The organism is Parasphingorhabdus sp., assembly GCF_039977335.1.
Taxonomy (GTDB): Bacteria; Pseudomonadota; Alphaproteobacteria; order Sphingomonadales; family Sphingomonadaceae; genus Parasphingorhabdus.
The window spans coordinates 1-24,214 of the sequence record NZ_JBDWDI010000004.1 but is presented as its reverse complement, the minus strand read 5'-3'; the positions used below and the strand labels follow the sequence as shown (position 1 = coordinate 24,214).

Annotated in this window: 27 protein-coding genes and 1 pseudogene; 13 read left to right on the top strand and 15 right to left on the bottom strand. The window is 52.4% G+C overall.

Annotated elements, in window-relative coordinates; all coding sequences use genetic code 11:
• Positions 1 to 17: 17 nt before the first annotated feature.
• Positions 18 to 740: a ParA family protein gene (locus ABJM21_RS07350; RefSeq protein WP_348303620.1), complete on the bottom strand. Its 723-nt coding sequence runs from the start codon at positions 738 to 740 to the stop codon at positions 18 to 20.
• A 263-nt stretch (positions 741 to 1,003) separates the two neighbouring features.
• Between ABJM21_RS07350 and ABJM21_RS07345 the strand changes: the two genes are divergently transcribed.
• Positions 1,004 to 2,053 (top strand): SPOR domain-containing protein, encoded by a 1,050-nt coding sequence (locus ABJM21_RS07345; RefSeq protein ID WP_348303622.1) that lies wholly within the window; start codon positions 1,004 to 1,006, stop codon positions 2,051 to 2,053.
• Positions 2,054 to 2,072: 19 nt separating this feature from the next.
• Here ABJM21_RS07345 and serB read toward each other — a convergent pair whose 3' ends face one another.
• A complete protein-coding gene (serB, locus tag ABJM21_RS07340) occupies positions 2,073 to 2,954 on the bottom strand; it encodes a phosphoserine phosphatase SerB (RefSeq protein ID WP_348303624.1) in 882 nt (293 codons plus the stop codon).
• Here serB and miaA point away from each other — a divergent pair.
• The 5 genes from miaA to ilvC all read left to right on the top strand — a co-directional run bounded on the left by miaA (position 2,947) and on the right by ilvC (position 7,704).
• Positions 2,947 to 3,894 carry a tRNA (adenosine(37)-N6)-dimethylallyltransferase MiaA gene (miaA, locus tag ABJM21_RS07335; RefSeq protein WP_348303625.1) on the top strand — a complete coding sequence of 316 codons (948 nt, stop codon included), beginning with the start codon at positions 2,947 to 2,949 and terminating at the stop codon, positions 3,892 to 3,894. The genes serB and miaA overlap by 8 nt on opposite strands.
• A gap of 146 nt (positions 3,895 to 4,040) precedes the next feature.
• Positions 4,041 to 5,786: an acetolactate synthase 3 large subunit gene (locus tag ABJM21_RS07330; RefSeq protein WP_348303627.1), complete on the top strand. Its 1,746-nt coding sequence runs from the start codon at positions 4,041 to 4,043 to the stop codon at positions 5,784 to 5,786.
• Complete coding sequence (ilvN, locus tag ABJM21_RS07325) at positions 5,786 to 6,301, top strand: acetolactate synthase small subunit (RefSeq protein WP_108810166.1); 516 nt, start codon at positions 5,786 to 5,788, stop codon at positions 6,299 to 6,301. Before ABJM21_RS07330 ends, ilvN begins: the two co-directional genes overlap by 1 nt.
• Complete coding sequence (locus ABJM21_RS07320) at positions 6,298 to 6,669, top strand: hypothetical protein (protein WP_348303629.1); 372 nt, start codon at positions 6,298 to 6,300, stop codon at positions 6,667 to 6,669. The genes ilvN and ABJM21_RS07320 overlap by 4 nt, the downstream gene beginning before the upstream one ends.
• A gap of 15 nt (positions 6,670 to 6,684) precedes the next feature.
• A complete protein-coding gene (gene ilvC, locus ABJM21_RS07315) occupies positions 6,685 to 7,704 on the top strand; it encodes a ketol-acid reductoisomerase (protein WP_348303631.1) in 1,020 nt (339 codons plus the stop codon).
• Between the two features lie 38 nt (positions 7,705 to 7,742).
• On the opposite strand, the gene ABJM21_RS07310 is transcribed toward ilvC, so the two are convergent.
• The 4 genes from ABJM21_RS07310 to ABJM21_RS07295 form a co-directional block, all read right to left on the bottom strand.
• The gene (locus tag ABJM21_RS07310; protein ID WP_348303633.1) at positions 7,743 to 8,141 is read right to left on the bottom strand and encodes a BLUF domain-containing protein; all 399 of its coding nucleotides are present in this window, start codon (positions 8,139 to 8,141) and stop codon (positions 7,743 to 7,745) included.
• Positions 8,142 to 8,267: 126 nt separating this feature from the next.
• Positions 8,268 to 8,807 (bottom strand): YHS domain-containing (seleno)protein, encoded by a 540-nt coding sequence (locus ABJM21_RS07305; RefSeq protein ID WP_348303635.1) that lies wholly within the window; start codon positions 8,805 to 8,807, stop codon positions 8,268 to 8,270.
• Positions 8,808 to 8,884: 77 nt separating this feature from the next.
• A complete protein-coding gene (locus tag ABJM21_RS07300; RefSeq protein ID WP_348371894.1) occupies positions 8,885 to 9,178 on the bottom strand; it encodes a hypothetical protein in 294 nt (97 codons plus the stop codon).
• A gap of 61 nt (positions 9,179 to 9,239) precedes the next feature.
• A complete protein-coding gene (locus tag ABJM21_RS07295; RefSeq protein WP_348303639.1) occupies positions 9,240 to 9,725 on the bottom strand; it encodes a YHS domain-containing (seleno)protein in 486 nt (161 codons plus the stop codon).
• 341 nt (positions 9,726 to 10,066) lie between these two features.
• On the opposite strand from ABJM21_RS07295, the gene leuA reads away from it, so the two are divergent.
• The 3 genes from leuA (at position 10,067) to ABJM21_RS07280 (ending at position 13,437) form a co-directional block, all read left to right on the top strand.
• Positions 10,067 to 11,725 (top strand): 2-isopropylmalate synthase, encoded by a 1,659-nt coding sequence (leuA, locus tag ABJM21_RS07290; protein WP_348303640.1) that lies wholly within the window; start codon positions 10,067 to 10,069, stop codon positions 11,723 to 11,725.
• Between the two features lie 104 nt (positions 11,726 to 11,829).
• Entirely contained in the window at positions 11,830 to 12,801 is a 972-nt protein-coding gene (locus tag ABJM21_RS07285) for a nitronate monooxygenase family protein (protein ID WP_348303642.1), read from the top strand.
• Positions 12,802 to 12,846: 45 nt separating this feature from the next.
• On the top strand, positions 12,847 to 13,437 hold the full coding sequence (locus ABJM21_RS07280) for a hypothetical protein (RefSeq protein ID WP_348303644.1): 591 nt from the start codon (positions 12,847 to 12,849) through the stop codon (positions 13,435 to 13,437).
• 6 nt (positions 13,438 to 13,443) lie between these two features.
• On the opposite strand, the gene ABJM21_RS07275 is transcribed toward ABJM21_RS07280, so the two are convergent.
• The 7 genes from ABJM21_RS07275 to fabD form a co-directional block, all read right to left on the bottom strand.
• Entirely contained in the window at positions 13,444 to 13,881 is a 438-nt protein-coding gene (locus tag ABJM21_RS07275; protein ID WP_348303646.1) for a hypothetical protein, read from the bottom strand.
• A 9-nt stretch (positions 13,882 to 13,890) separates the two neighbouring features.
• The gene (gene mltG / locus ABJM21_RS07270) at positions 13,891 to 14,862 is read right to left on the bottom strand and encodes an endolytic transglycosylase MltG (protein ID WP_348303648.1); all 972 of its coding nucleotides are present in this window, start codon (positions 14,860 to 14,862) and stop codon (positions 13,891 to 13,893) included.
• Positions 14,863 to 14,869: 7 nt separating this feature from the next.
• Positions 14,870 to 16,126 carry a beta-ketoacyl-ACP synthase II gene (gene fabF, locus ABJM21_RS07265; RefSeq protein WP_348303650.1) on the bottom strand — a complete coding sequence of 419 codons (1,257 nt, stop codon included), beginning with the start codon at positions 16,124 to 16,126 and terminating at the stop codon, positions 14,870 to 14,872.
• 155 nt (positions 16,127 to 16,281) lie between these two features.
• Positions 16,282 to 16,518 (bottom strand): acyl carrier protein, encoded by a 237-nt coding sequence (locus ABJM21_RS07260; protein ID WP_074205387.1) that lies wholly within the window; start codon positions 16,516 to 16,518, stop codon positions 16,282 to 16,284.
• Between the two features lie 108 nt (positions 16,519 to 16,626).
• Entirely contained in the window at positions 16,627 to 17,163 is a 537-nt protein-coding gene (locus ABJM21_RS07255; protein WP_348303652.1) for a hypothetical protein, read from the bottom strand.
• Positions 17,164 to 17,174: 11 nt separating this feature from the next.
• Entirely contained in the window at positions 17,175 to 17,918 is a 744-nt protein-coding gene (gene fabG, locus ABJM21_RS07250; RefSeq protein WP_348303654.1) for a 3-oxoacyl-[acyl-carrier-protein] reductase, read from the bottom strand.
• 33 nt (positions 17,919 to 17,951) lie between these two features.
• Positions 17,952 to 18,887 carry an ACP S-malonyltransferase gene (gene fabD / locus ABJM21_RS07245; protein WP_348303656.1) on the bottom strand — a complete coding sequence of 312 codons (936 nt, stop codon included), beginning with the start codon at positions 18,885 to 18,887 and terminating at the stop codon, positions 17,952 to 17,954.
• Positions 18,888 to 19,034: 147 nt separating this feature from the next.
• Between fabD and ABJM21_RS07240 the strand changes: the two genes are divergently transcribed.
• From ABJM21_RS07240 to ABJM21_RS07230, 3 genes are all read left to right on the top strand, one after another.
• Positions 19,035 to 20,435: a phosphotransferase family protein gene (locus ABJM21_RS07240; RefSeq protein ID WP_348303658.1), complete on the top strand. Its 1,401-nt coding sequence runs from the start codon at positions 19,035 to 19,037 to the stop codon at positions 20,433 to 20,435.
• A gap of 1 nt (position 20,436) precedes the next feature.
• On the top strand, positions 20,437 to 21,702 hold the full coding sequence (locus ABJM21_RS07235) for an acyl-CoA dehydrogenase family protein (RefSeq protein ID WP_348303660.1): 1,266 nt from the start codon (positions 20,437 to 20,439) through the stop codon (positions 21,700 to 21,702).
• A 98-nt stretch (positions 21,703 to 21,800) separates the two neighbouring features.
• Positions 21,801 to 22,235, top strand: coding sequence for a DUF6010 family protein (locus ABJM21_RS07230; protein ID WP_348303662.1), 435 nt, complete (start codon positions 21,801 to 21,803; stop codon positions 22,233 to 22,235).
• Here the strand turns inward: ABJM21_RS07230 and ABJM21_RS07225 are convergent, their stop codons facing one another.
• Both ABJM21_RS07225 and ABJM21_RS07220 read right to left on the bottom strand, forming a co-directional pair.
• Positions 22,236 to 22,670 (bottom strand): TfoX/Sxy family protein, encoded by a 435-nt coding sequence (locus ABJM21_RS07225; RefSeq protein WP_348303664.1) that lies wholly within the window; start codon positions 22,668 to 22,670, stop codon positions 22,236 to 22,238.
• A 195-nt stretch (positions 22,671 to 22,865) separates the two neighbouring features.
• Positions 22,866 to 23,345, bottom strand: coding sequence for a hypothetical protein (locus ABJM21_RS07220; RefSeq protein ID WP_348303666.1), 480 nt, complete (start codon positions 23,343 to 23,345; stop codon positions 22,866 to 22,868).
• Between the two features lie 199 nt (positions 23,346 to 23,544).
• Between ABJM21_RS07220 and ABJM21_RS07215 the strand changes: the two are divergent.
• Positions 23,545 to 24,214 (top strand): annotated as a pseudogene (locus ABJM21_RS07215) (hypothetical protein); the annotation flags it as partial.

Below are 24,214 nucleotides of genomic sequence, written 5' to 3'. Positions count from 1 at the left end.
ATTCTCTGCTCCTCCCATTAGGACCCGATGACCCGGCGTCCGAAATTACTTCCCGGACGCGAGGCGGCGACGCTGGTCGTCGGCGCCATGGCAGGTGATGAAAATACGGTGCGGCGGAAATTTTTCTCCAACCGGTCAGAGATATAACCCCAAAGCTGCTGGATTTCCTGAGAAGAACGACCGTCAGGATCGACTTCCATAACGGTACGACCATCAATCATCGATCCGGCAAAATCGGTACGATGATGAACGGTAATCGGAGCAACGGTGCCATGTTGTGACAGGGCAACTGCGGCTTCCGAGGTGATTTTCGCTTTCGGCGTAGCGCCGTTAACAACAAATAGAAGCGGCTTGCCAGCGCGCTCACAAAGATCAACCGTAGCGCCCACGGCACGCAGATCATGCGGGCTGGGACGCGTTGGGATGACAATGAGTTCTGCGACCGAGATCACCGACTGGATCGCCATGGTAATGGCTGGCGGCGTATCAATAACGGCTAGCTTAAAACCCTGTTGACGCAATATCGCGAGATCTGCAGCCAAACGCGAGACCGTGGTTTGTGCGAATGCAGGCAATTCCGCTTCACGTTCGTTCCACCAATCGGCCAACGAGCCTTGTGGATCGATATCAATCAGGACAACTGGGCCAGCTCCGGCCAATTGCGCTTGTACGGCCAAATGGCCCGACAAAGTTGTTTTGCCGGAACCACCTTTTTGGGATGCCATTGCTAGAACTCGCACTCTATTCCCCTTAGTCTCTTCTCGGGTTGATCAGGACGTCTGAATTACGTTCATCGCCTTCTCTGACAGAACAGGGCTAAAATAGGGTTAACAACATTGTGATGTTTTTTCGGAGCCCAAATACTATTTTACACGGCGTTAGATTGGGAATCGGATGCCATTGGTTTTTTTGAACAAGGTTACGAATAATTTGCAAATTGGCGTTAAGGACAAATTACGGATAATATGATGTCCTCAAAAATTGCAGACCAAGGGCCTAACGCATGAAAAATTCCAAAACAGCACGCCACCTATTAATGGTTTCCGCCATCTTCGGATTGGCAACGCCTGCATTTGCGGACGTTAAGGATGGCGTAGATGCCTGGGGTCGCGGTGACTATAAAGCTGCTGTTGCCGAATGGCGCGATCCGGCAAACGCTGGCGACGCGGACGCACAATTTAATATGGCGCAGGCCTATAAGCTGGGCCGCGGTGTACCAATGGATTTGGTCAAGGCGGAAAGCTACTATAAAAAGGCCGCCGATCAAGGTCACCTGCAAGCCAGTGATAATTATGGCCTCATCCTGTTCCAGAATAAGCGCCGCAAAGACGCCCTGCCCTATTTGCAGGCCTCCGCCAATCGCGGTGAGCCGCGCGCGCAATATGTATTGGGTACCGGACATTTTAATGGTGATTTTGTCGAAAAGGATTGGATCAAGGCTTACGCCTTGATGACTCGCGCTTCTGCTGCCGGTTTGCCGCAAGCGACATCCAATATGGCGCAAATGGACAAATATATTCCACTCGATCAACGGCGCAGCGCCATACAACTGGCCGGTCAAATGGAAGAAAATGAAAAGCGCGTCCGCACGGCGCAAGTCGGCGGTTTGAGAGCAGCGCCGTCGAGCGGAGCGATTCAAACCGCCCAATTGCCTGCCTCAAAAGCTATCACGCCAGCTCCCGTCCCGGCACCAACGCCAACGCCAACGCCACTGCCAACGCCAAAACCGGTCGCGCCTCCAGTGGTTAAACCGGCACCTGCCCCTGTAGTAGCAACACCTGTCAAGAAACCGGCCCCAGCACCGGTGCGCACAGCCGCTACTGGCAATTGGCGCGTTCAACTGGGAGCCTTTGGTGATCAGAACAAAGCCAAGGTGCTCTGGAACAATCTGGAAAAACGAGTTTCCGCCTTGAACAGTTTGCAACCTTATCTGGTTGCTGCTGGTAAAATTACCCGATTGCAAGCGGGGCCCTTTGCTACCAAGGCGCAAGCAAGCAAGGTTTGCGGCTCCGTCAAAGCCTCTGGCAATGACTGTATCGTAAAGTCCCGATAATTTGAGCTAAGCGTCTAGCTTAGCTTGCTGCCCAATCAGCCGATCCAATACCCTGTATATACAGCAGCGCGCTGAGGTCGTTATGCTTGATGGCTGCATCAGCCGCAGCGGCTGCCTTTGGCTTGGCGTGATAGGCCACGCCCATGCCAGCCATAGCGATCATCGGTATGTCATTGGCGCCGTCGCCCACAGCCATACACTGATCTAGCAAAAGTCCTGCAGACTGGGCGCTATGCTGCAGCAATTCGGCTTTCCTTTGCGCGTCGACGACCGCCCCGTCTAATTTGCCGGTCAAATTTCCGTCTGCTTCGGCCAATATATTTGCCACTGCAGTGTCGAACCCGATGGTTTTTGCAACGGGATCAGCGAATCTGGTGAAACCGCCAGAGACCAAAATAGTCTTTGCTCCCCGCGCAGCCATGGTTTGAACCAGTATTTCAGCGCCTGGCATGATTTTGACTTTTTCATCAAGGCACCGATCAATTGCCGAAAGATCAAGCCCTGCGAGCAGAGCCACCCTGCCCCTAAGTGCTTCTTCAAAATCAAGCTCACCAAGCATCGCGCGTTCGGTAATCTCCACGATCTGGTCCTTAATACCCGCATAGCTTGCCAGTTCATCGATACACTCGACCGTGATCATCGTGCTATCCATGTCGGATATCAGCAGCTTTTTCTCGCGATTCTCGGCAGGCTGGACGACAAAATCTATCGCAGCACTTGTTATCGGCAATGCATGCCGCGCCGCCGCCAAGTCACCATCAAAGAAAATATCGGCCACCTTACCGTCGATAATATCTCCTGTGCGGGTAATTTGCCCGCCCGCATCTACCAATCGATCGGCAGCCGAACTTAGCTCTCCCTTTTGCAACTGATCTGCTGCTATTAGCGTGGCGATGAGCATATATTCTCCGAAAGATAAAAAGCCAAAAGATAAAAAGGACGTGGCGTTGATCGTTGGCCCAACGGCCAGCGGCAAATCCGCATTGGCACTGGAGCTCGCCAAAAAGCAACCCTCTGTGGTCATCAATGCGGACAGTGCTCAGGTTTATGCTGATCTGCAAGTCCTCAGTGCGCGGCCGAGCGAAGAGGAAATGGAAGGCATAACGCATAGGCTCTACGGCTATATTGACGGTGCAGACACCTGTTCCGCCGCTCGTTGGGCCAGCGATGCAAAGGCAGAGATAGCCGCCGCCCATGATCGCGACGAGTTGCCGATATTGGTTGGCGGTACGGGGCTTTATGTCCGAACGCTACTGGATGGTATTGCGCCCATTCCCGAAATTGACCCCGCCGTTCGCGCGCAAGTGCGCGATCTGGAGGTCGCGGATGCTTATGAAGTCCTGCTCGAAGAAGATCCCGTATCTGCCGGGAAATTAAAACCCCGTGATTCGAGCCGGATCATGCGCGCCCTGGAAGTTGTGCGGTCATCCGGTAAGCCTATGGATTATTGGCACGCTCATATGGCCGGCGGCATAGCTGACCAGATAGTTTTGCATCCGCTGGTCCTACTCCCGCCACGAGACTGGCTTTATGAACGCTGCGATCGCCGGTTTCAGATCATGCTGGATAGTGGCGCCCGCGACGAAGTCGCGCAGCTGCTAGATCGGAATTTGGCGAAAGATTGCCCGGTCATGCGCGCGATCGGCGTTCCAGAGATTATCGCAATGATTAAGGGAGATAGCAGTCAGGAGGAAGCTGCGGCGCAGACCATGGCCGCTACCCGCCAATATGCGAAACGCCAATATACCTGGTTTCGCAATCAATGTCCGGCCAATTGGCCACGCTGGGATGAGAATATAAATAATGATAATCTTAATAATATTGTTAGATTATTACAATAATCATCCTTGACATAATATATATAAATATGTAGCGCCGCCCAGTTCGAGCGGATGCTGCGCCTAATCTTGTAGATTGCCTTGCAGTGCAGCATCGCCTATCAAACGCCCGCCCACCCGCGGGTTTAACTATGGTAATGGAGCTTAAAGTGGCCGAAAAAAGCGGTGCAGAAATATTGGTTCAAACGCTGCTTGATCTGGGTGTCGACACTGTATTCGGCTATCCCGGCGGCGCTGTGCTACCGATTTACGATGCGCTTTATGATCATCCCAAGATAAAACATATTCTTGTCCGCCATGAGCAAGCCGCAACCCATGCCGCGGAAGGCTATGCGCGTTCAACTGGTAAACCCGGCGTTGTTCTGGTCACATCCGGCCCCGGCGCGACCAATGCGGTTACCGGCATCACCGATGCTTTGATGGATTCCATCCCCATGGTTGTGATTACCGGTCAAGTTGCCACAAATCTGATCGGTTCGGATGCTTTTCAGGAAGCGGACACGGTTGGCATTACGCGCCACTGCACCAAACATAATTATCTGGTGAAGCAGCCATCTGATCTGGCTGGTACTTTGAATGAGGCATTCCATATCGCAACGGAAGGCCGTCCCGGACCTGTTGTTGTCGATATTCCAAAAAATGTTCAGGTCGCGGAGGCTGAATTCCGCTCTCATAACGGAAAAGTAAACTCCCGTTATCAGCCGCAAGTTGATGGCGATTTCAAAGCCATAAACGAAGCTGCTGAGATGATCATGCAGGCCAAAGCGCCGATACTCTATACCGGCGGCGGCATCATCAACAGTGGCCCGAAAGCCAGTGAAACCTTGCGCGAACTGGCAAAACTTCTGGGCGCGCCAGTGACATCAACGCTCATGGGCCTTGGTGCTTTTCCCGCGGCTTCCGAACAATGGCTAGGTATGCTTGGCATGCACGGCACCTATGAAGCCAATATGGCTATGAATAGGGCCGATCTTGTCGTCTGCTTGGGCGCACGCTTTGATGACCGGATTACAGGCCGGATCGATGCTTTCTCCCCCAATAGCAAGAAAATCCACGTCGATATTGATCGGTCGTCCGTGAACAAAACAATCCGCGTTGATCTCCCAGTTATTGGCGATGTTGGCCGGGTGATGGAACAATTGCTCGCGGTCCTCAAAGGCCGGAAGTTCAGCGCTCCTGATTATGAAGAATGGTGGGCGCGGATCAAAGGCTGGCGCGCGACCAATTGTCTTGATTATCCGGAAAGCAAGACCGAAATCATGCCGCAAGAGGCTATTCGGAAACTATGGGACGCTACACATGAGCGTCATCCGATTATCACCACCGAAGTTGGCCAGCACCAAATGTGGGCGGCGCAACATTTTGATTTTGAGAAACCCAATAAATGGCTGACCAGCGGTGGTCTGGGCACCATGGGCTATGGCCTGCCCGCAGCCATTGGTGCGCAGCTGGGTGATCCCGACGCTCTGGTTATTGATATTGCCGGTGAAGCGTCCATCCAGATGAATATTCAGGAACTGGGTACGGCGAGCCAATATCGCCTGCCCGTGAAGATTTTCATCCTCAATAACGAATATATGGGTATGGTCCGGCAATGGCAGGAACTGACCTATGAAAGCCGTTATTCAAACAGTTATTCCGATAGTCTCCCAGACTTTATCAAGTTAGCTGAAAGCTACGGCTGGACCGGTATCTTGATTGAAGATCCTGCTGACCTAGAAGCCGGTATCCAGAAAATGCTCGAAACCGATGGACCAGTATTGGTCGACTGCCGCGTCGCGAAACTGGCCAATTGTTTCCCGATGATCCCGTCTGGAGCCGCCCATACCGAAATGCTGCTGACACCCGAAGATGTCAAAGGCACGATGGACGATAACGCAAAGGCGCTGGTATAATGCATATCAAAGAAGAGCAAGTCGAACGCCACGTTCTCGCGGTATTGGTTGACAATGAAGCAGGCATATTGGCCCGCATCGCCGGTATGTTTACCGCGCGCGGTTATAATATTGAAAGCCTGACCGTGGCCGACATCAGCGCTGACCACGCAATCAGCCGGATTACGATTGCCACCAATGGCCCGCCGCATGTGATTGAGCAGATTATTGCGCAGCTCGATCGGTTGGTTCCCGTGCACAGTGTCCGTGACTTGACCGAAGCAGGTCCCCATGTGCAGCGCGAGCTGGCGTTGGTTAAAGTCGCGGGCAAAGGTGAAAATCGTATCGAAGCTATGCGTCTCGCTGATGTTTATCGTGCACGCGTCGTTGATGCGACGACCGAGAGCTTTGTCTTCGAGATTACCGGAGCTCCTGACAAAATTCAGACATTTGTTGGACTGATGCGTGAAGTTGGATTGGTTGAAGTTGGCCGGACCGGCGTTGTCGCCATTGGCCGGGGACCAGATTCGGCATGAGCGGTACGCTCCTCTTTATTGCAGCTGGCATAATAGTCATTCTGGCACTGTTTCATTCGATAGCCGGTCAGAAAGCGCTCATTGGACCCCTGTTAAAAGAAAACACCGAAATATTGTCTGATCCGACATGGCGGGCGATTATCTATTTCGGTTGGCATTCAACAACGGCCCTGCTCCTGCTGATTGCACTATATCTGGCGCTAGTCGCTGGCGATTTCACCAATGGCAACGACATCTTGTTAGCGGCCATAGCGGTAACCTTCGTCTGCCTTGGTACCGCCAACGCGGTTTTAGCTAAATTCAAACATCCAGGCTGGATCATCTTGTCCAGCGTTGGAATTGTTACATTCACTGCTCTATATATCTGAATATAAGGAAGAAAAATGAAAGTCTATTATGACGCAGATGCCGACTTAGGCCTTATCAAAGACAAGAAAATCGCGATTGTCGGCTATGGCAGCCAAGGTCATGCCCACGCACAAAACCTGCGCGACAGCGGCGTCAAAGAAGTCGCGATTGCTCTGCGTGAAGGTTCAGCGACCGCTAAAAAGGCCGAAGGCGCTGATTTCAAAGTGCTCAGCAACGCAGACGCCGCCGCTTGGGCCGATATTGTTATGATCCTGGCACCAGATGAGCATCAGGCCGCCATCTATGCCGCAGATTATCACGACAATATGAAACCGGGCGCCGCCCTCGCCTTCGCTCATGGCCTCAACGTACATTTCGGCCTGATAGAACCGCGCGACGATCTCGACGTCATCATGATCGCACCAAAAGGCCCCGGCCACACGGTACGCAGCGAATATCAGCGCGGTGGCGGTGTTCCTTGCCTTGTCGCTATCCACGCCGACAAGAGCGGCAATGCCCATGATGTTGCCCTCGCCTATGCTTCCGGCGTTGGCGGCGGTCGCTCAGGCATTATCGAAACGAATTTCCGCGAAGAGTGTGAAACCGACCTATTCGGTGAGCAAGCAGTCCTATGCGGCGGTATCACCCATCTGATCCAGGCAGGCTTCGAAACCCTGACCGAAGCTGGTTATGCCCCTGAAATGGCTTATTTCGAGTGTCTGCACGAAACCAAGCTGATTGTTGACCTGCTTTATGAAGGCGGAATTGCAAACATGCGCTATTCCATCTCCAACACTGCTGAATATGGCGATATCACAACCGGTCCGCGGATTATCACCGATGAGACGAAAGCGGAAATGAAACGTGTATTGGCCGACATTCAGTCTGGTCGTTTCGTCAAAGACTTCGTGCTCGATAATCGTGCTGGCCAGCCAGAATTGAAGGCAGCCCGGAAACAGGCCGAAGCGCATCCAATCGAGAAAACCGGTGCAGAGCTTCGCGCTATGATGCCATGGATTGGTGCTAATCAATTGGTCGATAAAGCAAAGAACTAAGCCAACATACCAGACCGTGCCTGCGTCAGCTGTAAAAGCTATGCGGCGCGGTCTCGTGCTTCGGCGAAGCTCATTAACTCACTCGCCACATCACGATCACAGTCTCTCACCAACTCTCTAACAACTGGTAAGAGGTCGGTTTCAGCATCGACATATTTCGAAGCCATTTCCCATTTTGGAAATTGGCGGCGACCAATATAACCGCTTTTTAGCGGGATTATGGCCGAATGCCGCCGGTCGTTCGATATGCGAGCAAATGTCTGTTCCACATCTGTCTGTTCGCCTTCCAAATACTGCAGAAAGCGCCGCCGGTCCTGTATCAACAGCCCGGTAATGCCATTTTTAACATTATTCTTGCGGCCAGCCCGCAAAATACTTGCCACTTCTACTCGGCTGATATCCTGCTTTGGTGTGCTGATGTAGACGAGCCTGTACATAATCAACCCTATAAACTCTTGGGAGAGCGAGCTTAATCGGTATCCGTTAATTTTCACCTATCCTCAAAACAAAAAAAGGCGGCAGAACAATGTTCCACCGCCTTTTCATGATTATTGGTTTCGCGATTAAGCGTCGTCGTAACGCGCATCCGCAGGAATTTCGGGAAACGCCTTGTCAGCTTTCTCGATGAAGCCGGGGATATCTTCGTTCCAGGTATCCTGAACCTTCTGATTGAAATTCAGGTACAGCTTGCCGTCGACAATTGCGTAGAGTGTTGGATCACCGGAGGCGAGCTTACCGCGAGATGCAGCCCAAGCACAGTGTCCGCCATATTGGGGAGCAAACTTGGCTGGCTCAGCTTGGAATTTCGCTGCATTTTCTGCAGAAGCGAAATGATATTCAACGCCGTTATATTTAACGCGATGGTCTTTGCTGCCTTCAACCGGCACACCGTCGCCTTCAAAATAGCTGACCGCGTCATAACCGCTGACAGCAACATTTTCAGATCCAGCAGGACCGGTGAAGACGGGGAGTTTCATATCGTCGGAAACTTCTGCGATCGCAGCTTCAACCGTTTCTGTTGTCTCTGCCGTTTCAGACGAAGGGGCTGAACAAGCGATCGGCAGTGTGGCCATCATGATCGCTGCTAGAAATGTTTTGTTCATTGGTAAGTCCTTTAAAGCAATTTAACTGAGGGGGAGTTGTTTCTTAACACAACCTAACCCCCTCAAACTACTGTTAATTATTGAGGTGCACAGGCGGCGGCACATGCACCACAAGCGGCGGGTTGAGCAGCGCAGGCTCCGGCATATGCGGCACATGCGGCGGCGGAACAGTCTGCGGCTGCGCACGCTCCACAGGCCGCTGCGGCACAAGCCCCGCAAGATGCGGCACATGCCGCCGCTGCACAGGCGCTACAAGCAGCCTGGGCCGCCGGAGCAGCAGCCGTACAGGTAGCAAGAGCTGCGGAAGGAGTTGCAAGAGACAGGCCGCCCATGACAGCAAGCATTGCGGAGAGTTTGCGTTGATTATTCATGATATTTTCCTTTGAGTTTTCAGTCTAAGTTTGAAGTTTACGTGACGAATAGGGGACCGGATCAACCGCCAAATTTGGCATCATCCGGGAATTTCGGCCATTGGATGTCGGCCTTTTTGATGAATCCGGCAATGTCGGTCAGCCAGTTTTTCTGAACCTGTTTATTAACGTTGAAATAGAGTTTTCCGTTCACCAATTTGTAGACCAGCGGATCACCCGGTGCGAGCGAACCACGGGAAAGAGCCCATGCACAGTGACCACCATATTGTGGTGCAAATTGTGCTGGCTTTCCTTTGAATTTTTTGGCGTTGGCGGCGTTACTGAAAAAATAGTCAGCGCCCTTGTAGGTCACTTTATGCGCCTTGCTGCCTTTGACTGGAACACCATTTCCAGTGAAGTAAGAGGTGACGTCATAGCCGCCAACTGCTGTGTTACCGCCTTTTACGCCGGTGTAGGTTGGGCCAGCGATGGCCGCGTCAATTGGAAGAGCGAAGGTTCCGGTGGTCGCGGCCAGTGCTAGGGCCAATGGTACAATGAAGTTTTTCATTTTTTGATCCTTGGTAAGATTTAAGTTCATGTGATGGAGGGTAAAAATAATTTCGTTGAGCCGTCATGCTCGTTGATGGTTTCGCGAGGTTGGGCAAAAAAGTTTCACCGACCGCAAAATAAATTCACCTGCATGGTTGATTTTTGCACCGCAAAAGATATGAACAATGGTTATGGCAAGTGTCTCAAACCTAGAGCTACACCGACTTATGCGCCCTTAGGCGTAGCTGTGCTGCTGCATGATGCGGCGGCCCCGTCTAAGGGATTATTTTTTCAGAAAATTGAAATTAACTAGCAATTTCCGCCTTGCGCGAAATGGCTTGCAGCATAAGAGTATCGACCATGCATCCTATTCCATCCCAAAAATATCACCCCTTTGGCCAGATTGATTTGCCTGACCGGCAATGGCCGTCCCGTACCATAGAAAAAGCCCCGCGATGGCTTTCCACCGATCTGCGGGATGGTAATCAGGCGCTGATCGATCCGATGGATGCGCAAAAGAAGCAGCGTTTCTTTGATCTGCTGGTCAAAATCGGGATCAAGGAAATTGAAGTCGGCTTTCCTTCAGCAGGGGCAACAGATTTTGATTTTATCTCGGGCCTCGTGAAATCAGGCAGCATTCCCGACGATGTCATGGTGCAGGTGCTGACCCAGTCGCGTCGTGACCTGATCGAAACCAGCTTCGCCAGCCTCGAAGGCGCCAAACAGGCCATTGTTCATCTCTATAATGCCGTATCCCCGGCGTGGCGGGACGTTGTGTTCAAGTTGGGCAAAGAAGGCGTCAAGGATATCGCCAAAGAAGGCGCGACAATCCTGCGTGAACAAGCGGAAAAATATCCTGACACCGACTGGCATTTTGAATATTCGCCGGAAACATTCTCCACCGCAGAGATCGATTTCAGTCTGGAAGTCTGCGAAGTGGTGATGGATATTATTGAGCCGACGGCTGAAAAACCGCTGATCCTCAACCTCCCTGCGACGGTCGAAGCTTCCACACCCAATATCTATGCCGATCAGGTGGAATGGATGTGCAAGCATATCAGCAAGCGCGATCACGTTGTGGTCAGCCTCCACACACATAATGATCGTGGTTCTGGCATTGCGGCATCGGAACTCGGCTTGATGGCTGGGGCGGACCGCGTGGAAGGTTGTCTGTTCGGCAATGGCGAGCGTACCGGTAATGTCGATCTGGTGACGCTGGGCCTCAATATGTACACGCAGGGCGTTGACCCGAAACTTGATTTTTCCGATATGGATGAAATCGTCAACACCGTGGAATATTGTAATCAACTCCCCGTGCCAGAGCGGCATCCCTATGCCGGTGAGCTGGTCTTTACCGCATTTTCCGGTTCCCATCAGGACGCAATCAAAAAGGGTTTTGCGGCGCAGGAACAGCGCAATGACGAGTTGTGGAATGTTCCTTATCTGCCGATTGATCCGCGTGACATTGGCCGTGACTATGAGGCGGTGATCCGCGTCAACAGCCAGTCCGGCAAAGGCGGGATCGCCTGGATATTGGAACAGGATCAGGGGTTGAAGCTGCCCAAGCGCTTGCAAGCCAATTTTAGCCGCACGGTGCAGGAGTTGGCCGACGAGACAAGCCGAGAATTGTCGTCCGAGGATATCTGGGGCGCTTTCCAAAAACGATATCATCTTGACGGCAGCGGCAAGTATAGCCTGATCGATTATCAGGAGAGCCAGACAGGCGGTGAACGTATCTTTGTCGGCAAGGTTAAGGGACCGGACGGAGAGACTTCGGTCAGTGGTCGCGGCAATGGCCTGATATCTAGCGTCGTCGACGCCCTCACCTCTTCGCTTGGCATCACGCTGGAAATCATGGATTATCAGGAACATGCGCTGGGATCGGGCAAAGATGCACAGGCAGCAGCCTATGTCGAATGCAAGACGGGTGATGGTCAGGAATTCTATGGCGTCGGGATCAACAGCGACGTTGCACGAGCCTCGGTTGAAGCGTTACTCAGCGCCGTAAACCGGATTTAACGCCTAGATTAAGCAATCGATTAAAATAACAGTGGAATCCGCTGCCGCTTTCGGTATGTCGGACTTCTAAGCTTTTCTGTTTAGCCTTTTCTATTGGGGACCTTATGACTTTACCTGCCATATTCGACAATCTTCGCCTGCCGCTTATCGGTTCACCTCTTTTTATCGTATCGGGCCCGGAATTGGTCATAGCGCAGTGTAAAGCCGGTATCGTTGGTTCCTTCCCTGCCCTCAATGCGCGGCCACAAACTCTGCTCGATGAGTGGATGCACCAGATTACCGAAGAACTGGCCGCATGGAACCGGGACAATCCCGACAAGCCTGCTGCGCCTTTTGCCGTGAATCAGATTGTCCATAAATCCAACGATCGTTTGGATCAGGACATGGCAACTTGCGAAAAGTGGAAAGTACCGCTGATCATCACGTCATTGGGTGCCATTGAAGATCTCAACACCGCCGTTCATGGCTGGGGCGGCATCACCATGCACGACATTATCAACGACCGTTTCGCCCATAAAGCGATTGAAAAAGGCGCCGACGGCCTGATCCCGGTCGCTGCGGGCGCTGGCGGCCATGCGGGCGTTATCTCTCCTTTCGCGCTGATGCAGGAAATTCGTCAGTGGTTCGACGGTCCCGTCGCGCTGTCTGGTTCCATCGGTTGCGGCGCCTCCATCTTGGGCGCCCAAGCCATGGGCGCTGATTTCGGCTATATGGGTTCTGCCTTTATCGCGACCAAGGAAGCCAATGCCGATCAAGGCTATAAAGACGGTATTGTCGAAGGACGCGCAAAGGACATTGTCTATTCCGACCTGTTTACTGGCGTCAGCGGCAACTATCTGCGCGGTTCGATTGAAAATGCCGGTCTCGATCCCGATGACCTTCCGCAAGGTGACTATAAGACGATGAACTTCGGTTCCGGTGGCAATACCGAGAAAAAGGCCTGGAAAGATATCTGGGGCAGTGGTCAGGGCATCGGTGCCATTGATGAGGTCCGGTCGGTTCAGGATATGGTAGATATTCTGATTTCCGAATATCAGGAAGCTCGGGATAGCTTGGCGACCCGCTTTAACTACTGATCATATTCGTGATATGCTCAGGATTGGGCATGGAGTGCAATTGATATGCAAAGATCAAAATGGGCGGGACTAACCCTGTTGGGATCTATTCTAGCTAGCCCATCGGTATCCGCATCTGAGCCGCAAGCAATAGAAGACAATGAACCGACAGTTATGCGGATCATTTTCGATGATTGTCTCAGCTTCGTCTACAAGGATGTTGCACCTTTTGAAGGTTTGACGCTGTTACCCATTACCGCCAAAGGCAAAGATATGCTGCGCGCTCGCTACGCCGAGAGCGGACCAGTTTATCATCTTTTTTCCGACCGCTATGTCGTCGCTTGGGGAGAGGATAGTGAGGATCGTTACTGCATCCTCCTCACATCACGGCCTTCCGACCGACCGATGATGCTAGGGGTCGAACGGGCCGGTTTTCCTGAAAGACTGTCCAAGCGCGCCGATGCCGCTGGTATGACCAAAAACGATATGCCCGGACCTTTTTCACCGCTCCATACGATGTCATGGCGTGCGCCTGATGAAGATGGCAGGTCGGGGCTCAGAATGGTGGTGATGCCCACAGATGGTGTGGAAGATCAGAAAATGGTCGACGCGGGGCTCATTGTTGTAGCCGCGGGCGTCAACAGCAAAGAAGACTGACGCGACTCACTCACTCTCGGGTCGGGGCTTTGCTTTTACGTATACGCCGCCGCTCATATTGCCCGGCGGAACGAGATTATCACCCTCGATTTTCATGATCACCGTACCGAGAGGGTCATATCGTGCGCCTTCTTTGGGCGGATCATAGACCAGTGTTACCTGGCCCTCTTGATGGCTCCAGCGACCACCTGTCAAAATGTCCAGAGCTCCAACGCTCAGATACCATAGAAAACTGCGATCTTCTGCCAATTGCAAGCCTGAGGCAGTTTCCATTGCACCGCGCAAATAATAGCGCCCCAGCAGTTTTTGCGATGCTTCAGAATCCCGCTCATCCGGAGAGGTTTGAACCTTTTCATCAGGCATTTTATCAGAGCTATCGAGCGATTGAGGCCCAAAAAAAACCAGTATCGATGTCATAAAACTACTGATCAAGACACCTGCCATAAATTTTTCCTACATCTCGCCCCGTTGGCGGCGGATCGCGAACCATTTTTCGACATTGGCATTGTGCTCAGCTAGTGTTTTGGCAAAAACATGCCCGCCTTTGCCGTCTGCCACAAAGAACAGAAAATCACTTTTGGCCGGGTTGAGCACGGCTTCAATCGACGCACGACCAGGATTGGCAATGGGGCCTTTGGGCAACCCAACCATCGAATATGTATTATAGTCGTTTACCGCGGCAATTTCGGATTGTCTTATGCGGCGTCCCAGCGGCTTGCCCTTTGTAATCGGATAGATAATCGTCGGATCAGCCTGCAACATCATATTGCGTGTAACCCGGTTACTATATACCGCAGCAACAGTCCGCCGCTCGCGAGCCAGAGCTGTTTCTTTTTCGACAATCGCCGCCAATATGATCGCCTCTTCCGGGGTCTTCACGACACTGGCAGCCGTCTTTTTGGGCCATAGCTCGGCCATCGTATCCTTCATCGCTTTTTGCATGCGCCCGACCACAGCTGCCCGCTTTTCACCGCGCTCAAAACTATAGCTGTCGGGCAATATCGACCCTTCCGCCGGGACCGAGATGTCACCGGTCAGCAGTTTTTCCGCCATCAGCTTTTCATGCACGATGATGGACGGCGTACCCTCTGGAATGGTGATAAGTCGTTGCACTGTTTTTCCGCCCTGCAGGATGCTCAAGATTGAAGCATTGCTGGCACCAGCAGGAATAACAAATTCGCCGGCCTTTATCGGTTCGGATCCACCGAAAATCTTGGCGCGATTGAGGAAAGCATCGGCGGACTTGATCGCTCCCTCTTCCTCTAGGGTGTTGGCTGCCATGCCAAGGCTGGAGCCCGCCTTGATAATAATTTGACGTTCATTTTCCAGCGGTCCGCCAGCGTTCCAACCGTAAATAAAGTTGCCCGCCATCAGGCCAACGATAACCGTTGCAATAATCAGGATCAGGCAACCGAAGCGCCGCATGATAGCTCTATACCGCCTTCATGATGACGCTGGCATTGGTGCCGCCAAAGCCGAAGCTGTTGCTAAGCACCGCCTTGACTTCGCGCTTTTTCGCGACATGCGGCACTAGATCAACGTCAGCACAGCTTTCCTCCGGATCATCCAGATTCAATGTCGGCGGCACGGTCTGGTCGCGTAGTGCAAGGATAGAGAAAATCGCCTCCACAGCACCGGCACCGCCAAGCAAATGGCCAATGGCGGATTTCGTCGAACTCATCGACATGGTCGCGATGTCATCGCCGAACAGGCGGCGTACGGCGGCCAGTTCCAGCACATCCGCCATGGTCGAGGTGCCATGCGCATTGACATAATCAATATCCGCCGTGGTCAGACCAGAGCGTTTCAGTGCCATTTCCATGGAACGATAAGCACCTACGCCATCAGGATGCGGCGCCGTTACGTGATGGGCATCACCAGAAAGGCCGTAACCAACAACTTCGGCATAGATATTCGCGCCGCGTGCCTTGGCCCGCTCATATTCTTCCAGAACAACCACGCCGGCGCCCTCGCCCATGACAAAACCATCGCGGTCTTTGTCATAAGGCCGAGACGCCGCTGTCGGATCATCATTGCGTTTTGTGGACAGCGCCTTGGCCTGCGCAAACCCCGCGATACCAATCGGGCAAATTGTCGCTTCTGCGCCGCCAGCCAACATCACGTCGGCATCATCCAGCGCAATCATCCGGGCTGCATCACCAATGCTGTGCGCCCCTGTAGAACAGGCTGTGACGACGGCATGATTGGGGCCCATCAGGCCATATTTAATCGAAACCTGACCAGAGATCAGATTGATCAGCCGCCCATGCACAAAATGCGGACTAACGCGGCCCGGACCGCGCTCATGGAGAACGAGTGATTCTTTCTCAATCCCCGGCAATCCGCCAATACCTGAGCCAATAGAGCAACCGGTACGCAGTTTATCCTCATCGCTCATCTCGGTCAGGCCAGCATCTTCCAATGCCTGTCCTGCAGCATCAATGCCGTAAACAATGAACGGATCAACCTGACGCTGAACCTTGTGATCGACGCGCAAATTGGGATCGAAACCATATTCATGGTCGGCGGGTTTGACTTCACAGGCAATGTGGCATTTCTGATCGGAAGCATCAAAGCGCGTGATCTTCCCGGCACCGGATTTCGAAGCCAGAATATTGCTCCAACTTGTTTCTACATCTCCGCCAAGAGGCGTTACCAAACCCAGTCCGGTCACTACAACACGACGCATGTTCTGCTCCTTATCTCAGGCTTAGCTAAGCCCCAATTCAAAAGCGGCCACCGGTTCAGGAAATGCTTCCCAGGCCGGTGAGCCGCTTTGTAATCATTTAGCGATCATTGGCCCCGGAATAGCAGCCCGGATATCAGGCTGCATTCCAAAATCAATTAGCCCTTATTGTTGTCGATGAAATCAATCGCGTCTTTGACGGTGGCGATTTTTTCAGCTGCATCGTCAGGAATTTCGACGCTGAATTCTTCTTCAAAAGCCATCACAAGCTCAACAATGTCGAGGCTGTCAGCGCCCAGATCATCGATGAATGCCGCTTCTTCGGTCACTTTGTCGGCTTCAACGCCGAGATGCTCAACAACAATCTTTTTTACGCGGTCTGCAGTCTCACTCATGAGAGTTCCTTCTTCTTTGGTATTAATTTCCATTTTGTCCTAGTGGCATGGCGCGCCGCTTGCAAGAGGGCAAGCGCGGCTTTGTGAATGTATGTATAACATTACTGGCTATTGTCGCAGTTCGCCGTTCCGAAAATCTTCCTCGATACCGAAAAGCGCACCGCGCCATTCCCAATAATTATACGCCAGTTCACGCAATTCCTTGTCTTCCGGATAGCCTGCCGCGGTCAAATCCTTGTCCATTTTGCCGGATAGGAAGACATCCTCCAGCATATACCGACCCGTTGGCTTCACATTATCGCGATAATATCGGTCCAGAAATGGCTTGAAATCACCCAAAGCCTGAATTTTTCCGACTAAGCCCTCCTGCAGCAGCCAACCATCCATCATGGAAATCCTGAATGCGCTCCGGGTCTGGATATCGGTCCAGCCATATTTGGCCTGACAGGCCTTTGTCAGCGTACTGGCAGATTGAAAGGCATCAATTTCTTTGCCCTTGCGTGCCATGGCATAATAAGATTGCGCCTGATCTGCCGAAACTTTCTTACTCACACAATCGAGATTTTCGACCGTCAACAATCCGTCCGTTGGCAAAGGCGGTTGAGGGTTTGCGACCATCGCCATCAGGAAAAGGCTGAAGGACATTTCAAGTGGTCCTAACTGATCATCGCCATGCCGCCGTTCACGTGCAGCGTCTGTCCTGTGACATAAGATGCTTCGTTACTGGCAAGATAAGTCACAGCCGCACCGATATCTTCGCCTGCGCCCATTTTTCCAGCAGGAATCTTTCGATTAATGTCGTCCTTTTGCGCGTCCGTCAGGGTATCAGTCATGGGAGAGGCAATGAACCCGGGGGCCACGCAATTTACTGTGATGCCGCGCGAGGCCAGTTCCTGTGCCAATGCCTTGGACATGCCCACCAGACCCGCCTTTGAGGCAACATAATTGACCTGCCCCGGATTGCCCGTGGCACCAACAACAGAGGTAATCGAAATGATCCGGCCAAAACGGGCCTTCATCATTGGCCGTGCCGCCGCGCGAGCCAGGCGAAAAGCAGATTCTAGATTAACGTTCAGGACATCGGACCAGTCTTCGTCTGACATCCGCATCGCCAGACCATCGCGGGTGATACCGGCGTTGTTGACCAATATATCAAGCTTGCCCAGCTTTTCGATGACTTCGGGAACCAGTCCGTTGACCTCTTCTGCATCAGAAAGATTGCACGGTACAACGATATGACCTTCGCCTTTTAACTCCGGAATCAGATCCATCAGTGTCAGCTTACGCGTACCCGACAATGCGATCGTCGCACCGCGTTCCGCCAAAGCCTTGGCAATTTCCGAGCCAATTCCACCAGATGCACCGGTTACCAGCGCTGTCATTCCTGTGAGATCAAACATTTTCGTTCCTATCTAAAAATATCGGAAAAGCGTTCAAACGGAAGCCAGAAAGGCTTCAATATCTTCCATGGAGATCAAGTTGGTTGTTTCCACTTCCTTGTTGATCCGTTTCACCATGCCACTCAGCACCTTGCCGCCAAGTTCGACAAATTGATCCACACCGGCATCTGAAAGATTGACCACAGATTCCCGCCAGCGCACCGTCCCTGTCACCTGTTCCACGAGCAACTGGCGAATTTCATCGACATCCGCGACAGCATTCGCAGTGACATTAGCAAAGACGGGTACAACCGGAGGCAGGATGCTGGCTTCCGCCAGTGCTTCCTCCATCGCCTCGGCAGCGGGTTTCATCAACGAACAATGAAAAGGCGCAGAAACAGGTAACAGCACGCCACGCTTAATTTCATGCTCTTTTACCAGAGCAATCGCACGCTCAATTGCTGCCATATGACCAGAAATGACCACCTGTGTTGGATCATTATCATTGGCGACGGTGCAAACATCACCTTGTGCCGCCGCTTTCGCAAGCCCCGCAGCTTTTTTGATGTCAGCGCCCAAGAGAGCCGCCATACCGCCCTCACCCACTGGAACCGCTTTCTGCATCGATTGACCACGCAGTTTCAAAAGTTCGGCCGTCGTGGTCAAATTCAAGGCTCCGGCAGCACAAAGCGCGGTATATTCGCCTAGACTGTGACCCGCCACATAAGAGCATAGGTCCGCAAGCGATTTACCGCCTTCTTTTTCCATGACCCGCAATGTTGCAATGGCATTGGCCATGATGGCTGGTTGCGCATTTTCCGTGAGGGTCAACTCATCTTCCGGCCCTTCGCACATGAGCTTGAAGAGATTTTGCTCCAACGCATGATCGACTTCTTCAAAGACTTCGCGAGCCGTATTGCTGGCCTCAGCCAGAGCTTTGCCCATGCCGACGGCCTGACTGCCCTGTCCCGGAAAAATAAACGCCCTCATCGTCGCCCCTTATCAGTTTTTCAATTTACTGTAGCCGCAGGTAAGAGGGATTGGCCCAGCATGCAAGTATCACCATCAAGTATCACGACGTAAATCGCTAGCACTATTACGATTGCCAAATTTTAATTGGCCAATTAAGCCTTGCCTATGGACCAATCGGATTTCGAACAGAAATTAGCCATTTTTTGCGACAAAATATTTGACGCTAGTGGCCGCCTTTCCGGTTTGAAACGACTCTCTGGCGGGGCCAGCATGGAAAGCTGGGCCTTTTCCTATGGCAAGGAAGACTTTGTCCTGCGCCGATTGCCGAGCGGAATTTCACCGGATGACGAAGGACTGCGCGGCATATCGCTGGCAACCCAGGCCGATATCATCGACGTCGCAGTACAATCCGGCGTGACTGCACCTACCGTTCGCGGGCGGTTAGCGCCCGAAGATGGTGTTGGCGAAGGGTTCATCATGGACAAGGCAGAGGGAGAAACCCTGCCCCATAAAATTCTCGGCAACCCGGACTTTGCCGAAGCCGAGAGCAAACTGACCGATCAATGCGCGGCGGAACTCTGGAATATCCACAATATTGACCCTGAAGACGCCCCAGATACGCTGGAATATTTCTCACCGCTGGAGCTTATCAACCTTCAGAAAGACAAATATGACGAGATTGGCGGCGCGATACCCATCTATGAATATACGTTTCACTGGCTGAAAGAAAACGCGCCGGATAGTGACACCAAAAAGCTGGTGCACGGTGATTTTCGGATGGGCAACCTTATGATAACCCAATCGGGTATCTCGGCCGTGTTAGATTGGGAATTGGCGCGATTGGGCGATCCGGTACAGGATCTCGCCTATCTTTGCACACCTAGCTGGCGTTTCGGCCATTATGAAAAAATCGCTGGCGGCTTTGACACTGCAGAGACCTTTCTTGCTGCCTATGCCAAATATAGTGGTGAAAGCGTTGACCCTGCCCGCTTCCGCTTCTGGCTGATCTACTCGACATTATGGTGGGGCGTCGCCTGTATGGTGATGGGTGAAATATGGCGCACTGGCGGTGATCGGTCTCTGGAACGCACCGTTATTGGCCGCCGCGTTTCCGAGGTCGAAATTGATCTCGCACTATTGTTCGAGGATATTTTACCAGCAAATATCTGCGCTCCGCTGGATTGGCAAATGCCCGAAGCGCAAGATATCAAAGGCGAAACCAGTTATGATGAATTGCTGACGGCGCTTTCCGAGTGGAACAAGGATATAGTTCAACCTGATCTGAAAGGGCATGATCGGTTCCAGTCGAGAGTGGCAGGCAATGCTTTGGGTATCGCAACGCGGCAGGCCAGCTTTGGTCCGGGCTTTCGTGACGCCTCAGACCAGCGCCTTGCCGCTATTGGATTTGACCATGGACAGCTTTGTGCCGCCCTATCAGAAGGAAGCATAGACGCGGGTCATCCGGGCCTGTGGGATCATCTCAGGCTATCCGCACTGGAACGCCTGTCTATCGACCAGCCCAAATATGCCGGCCTCGCCGTCGCCCTCAACAAATGGAAGCCATGATATGAGTTTTGAAATTCCCCAGGACATCGAAGATTATCTCACCGTTCTCGACGATTTTATCGAAGCTGAAATCAAGCCGATTGAGCAGCGCGACGACAATATCCGCTTTTTCGATCATCGCCGCGAAGACAGCCGGACCGATTGGGACAATCAGGGGCTACCGACCAAGGAATGGGAAGATCTGCTCGACGAAATGCGGCGCACTGCCGATGCCGCCGGCCATTTCCGTTATGCTCTGCCCAAGGAATTTGGTGGCCAGGACGGCTCCAACCTTGGCATGGCCCGGATCCGCGAGCATCTCGCACACAAGGGACTTGGCCTCCACAATGATCTGCAGAATGAAAACTCGATCGTCGGTAATCTCGTCCAGCCCTTGATGGTCCGCGATTTCGGAACGGACAAGCAGAAGCAGGAATGCATCCCCGCCATGCTTGCGGGCGAGATGAAATGGTGCTTTGGCCTGACCGAGGAAGATCACGGATCCGATGCCACATGGATGGACACGACGGCCGTTCCCGAGCAGCGCGATGGCGTCGATGGCTGGCTGATCAACGGCAATAAAATGTGGACTACCGGCCTGCACGTCGCGAGCCATGTGATGACCTTTGCCCGCCACCGTGGCAAGGATGGCGACGCGCAAGGCATTGGCTGCTTCATCGTCCCGACCGACGCCGAGGGCTTTGAAGTTGGCGAATATATGTGGACATTCAACATGCCCACCGACCACCCGAAATGCAGCTTTACCAATGTCTGGATCCCTGCAGACCAGATATTGGGTGACCTCGACATGGGCCTCGCCGCAGCCCAGCATTTTGTGCATGAAAACCGCATCCGCCAAGCCGCATCCTCTTTGGGTGCCGCGCAATATTGCATCGATGAATCGGTAAAATATGCCGGAGAACGCAAACCGTTCGGCAAGCCATTGGCCGTCAATCAGGCAATCCAATTCCCTTTGGTTGAGCTGCATACAGAGGCAGCAATGCTCCGTCAGCTAATCTACAAGACCGCGTCACAAATGGACGGCATGCCCAAGGTTGACGTCGCGAAATATCTCTCGGCACAGGTCTCCATGTGTAACTATCGCGCCAACCGCCTATGCTGCGACGCCGCCGACCGCGCGATGCAGGTCCATGGCGGCATGGGCTATTCCCGTCACAAACCGTTCGAACATATCTATCGCCACCACCGCCGCTACCGGATTACCGAGGGTTCGGAAGAAATCCAGATGCGCAAAATTGGTGGGCATATGTTTAAATTTATCAAGTGATGCAGGTTTCTGCATCCGTCCCATTTGCTGACAAAGGATGTCTTCAGATATCAACTATGCGATAAATGACAATGGATTGATCAAGGGGGGCAATTTCAATGTTTAGTTTCGCAACGGCTTTTTGGATAGGCATCGGCTTGGCGACACTTTACATCTGGTCTGCAAGCAAATCCGCTGTGGTCGAAAAGCTGTTAGGCGCAGGCCTCCTTATGAGCATTGGCCTCTGGTATTTGGGTTTCGGTATCTTCGAAGGGGCGACGCTGACCGCGCTAATCCCACAAGTCTTAGGTGGATTGTTTTTCGCAGTTCTGGGCTATTTGGGGTTCACTCGGTCTCTATTTTTCCCAGGCATTGGCTGGATGATCCATGCCACCTGGGATTTTGCCAGTCCCCATTTTTCGGATGTAAGCTACATGCCAGAATGGGCCGCACCTATGTGCCTTGGCTTTGACATTTTGGTCGGAATCTACCTGCTAGCCAGATCGCAGACGCTTCTGCATGCCACGCATCAAGGAAATGTAAGTTCTCTCTGATTACCTTTCCTTCTTGCGCTTATTCTTGGATTTTCTTCCCCGTAGCGCCACATCAAAGGACTTTCTCGCCCAATCCGTGAACGCATCAGGCTCATCATACAGCGCGTCGGGTAATTCATAGTAGGATTTTACGTCCTGTTTTCCGTTCTTTGATTCGAAAACGAATGGCCGCTTGTTTTCTGCTTCGAAATCCGCCCTGTTGGTATCATCGACCTTTAGGTAGAGAGTTTCGCTTGCGATTAGGCCAAACATCAAATCACCGTCAGGCAGCGTTATGAAAACGCCGTCCACACCAAACATGCTCTTTGTCTTGATCGGGCCGAGTGGTTCAAATAGCTCTTGCAAAAATTCTTTATATTCAGGGCTGACGGGCATCCAGTACTCCCATATTTCAAAGATGTTTGATCGCCCACTTGTTCGACTAAGCCCAGCCATAACATGTTAAGTGATCTTGATCATCCTTCGATTCCGGGATCTGAATTTGAAGCCCGAAAAGGTGTTTTGAATAATTCACACTTCAGGCGAGCGTCTGCTTTCGGGCTGTTCTTGTCATCAAACGTTCAAACATATCTACCACCACCGCCGTCACTACCGGATTGGCAGGGGTTTTTGTGGATAAATAAGCAGATGTCAGTTGCCATATATTGAGTTGACTTTTTTCAGTTCCAAAACATCGCGACCAAAAACAAAAATCCGATATCTAGGGTCTTCAGGCCCGCCAAAAGGAATTTGATCCTGGTAAAACGCAATGCCTCGATCTTCCAATGTCTCTGTGTACGCCTTTTTATGGCACTCGAATTTGAACCATCCTACGCAATGGGTCCAAGCCCATGGATCCTTTCTGATTTGCTCATAAGCGCAAGCCGCGATTTCTGATTCCGATTCAAAGGTTTTTATTGTTCGCACTTCACTGCGCTCAGTATACTGCCAGCGCCAAGTCGCGCCAAATCTATCTATCCTCATTCCTTCGCTAATATCCCAGCCTATTCCATAACTGGTCTTGTTTGCGCATTCGCTGCTCATCCAACTTGCAAGAGCCGAAACAGTTTCGATTGGCTTCCTAGATCGTCTTGGTTCGAAAATTTTGAGTATGTCGTCTTCTGAAGCCAACCTGGATTTCCTTTGCGACCGATAAATAGGCATCTGGGCAATGAACAATCACCTATAAATGATCAAGCAACATACACAGATCTAAAACCCGTTTTCACGCTGCGCCATCCGTCAATCGTTCTCTTCCCCCAACCTCTTTCCTACAATGTACCATATAGGTTATATCTGTCTGTCCCCCCCAACATAAGGAACATAAGCTATGACCGATCAACCTTCTCATGAAGATTTCACCGACATCCCTGATGCCGATGATCTGGCCCAGCCCCGGGAGCGCCATGATGGCTGGTCGCCGGATAGGCAGGTGGTGTTTCTCGAAGCTTTGGCGCGGACCGGCAATGTTAGGGCGGCGGCGCGCTATGCCGGGCTGTCGCGGGAGAGTGCGTATAAGCTCAGGCGCAGGCCCGATGCGCGGGCCTTTGCCCGGGCGTGGGATGCAGCGATCATCCATGCGCGGGATATTTTTCAGGATGAGCTGATGGACAAGGGCCTCAATGGCTGGAACGAAGCGGTGTGGCATCAGGGGGAGGAAGTGGGGACCAGAGAGCGCTGGAGCGCGCCTTTGTTTCTCGCAGCGCTATCCCGGCTCGACAAGATGGCGGACGGGGTTGACCTGGCGGGCAAGCCGGCACGGGTGGCAGCAGAGAAGTTTGATGATTTGTTAGAGGGCATTGGCAAGGGCGATGATTGCGCAGAGCTGGTAAACGAGATTGATGGGGCTGGCCGGACAACCAGTTCGCCGCCACAACCATCCCTGTCTAATAGCGATTTGCTAGCGACCATCTCTCTCCATTCCGAACGCGATCGGATACAGGCGATGGCACCGGAGGATATTGATGTGTCGGATCTGAATATCGCAGATTGTGAGGAGT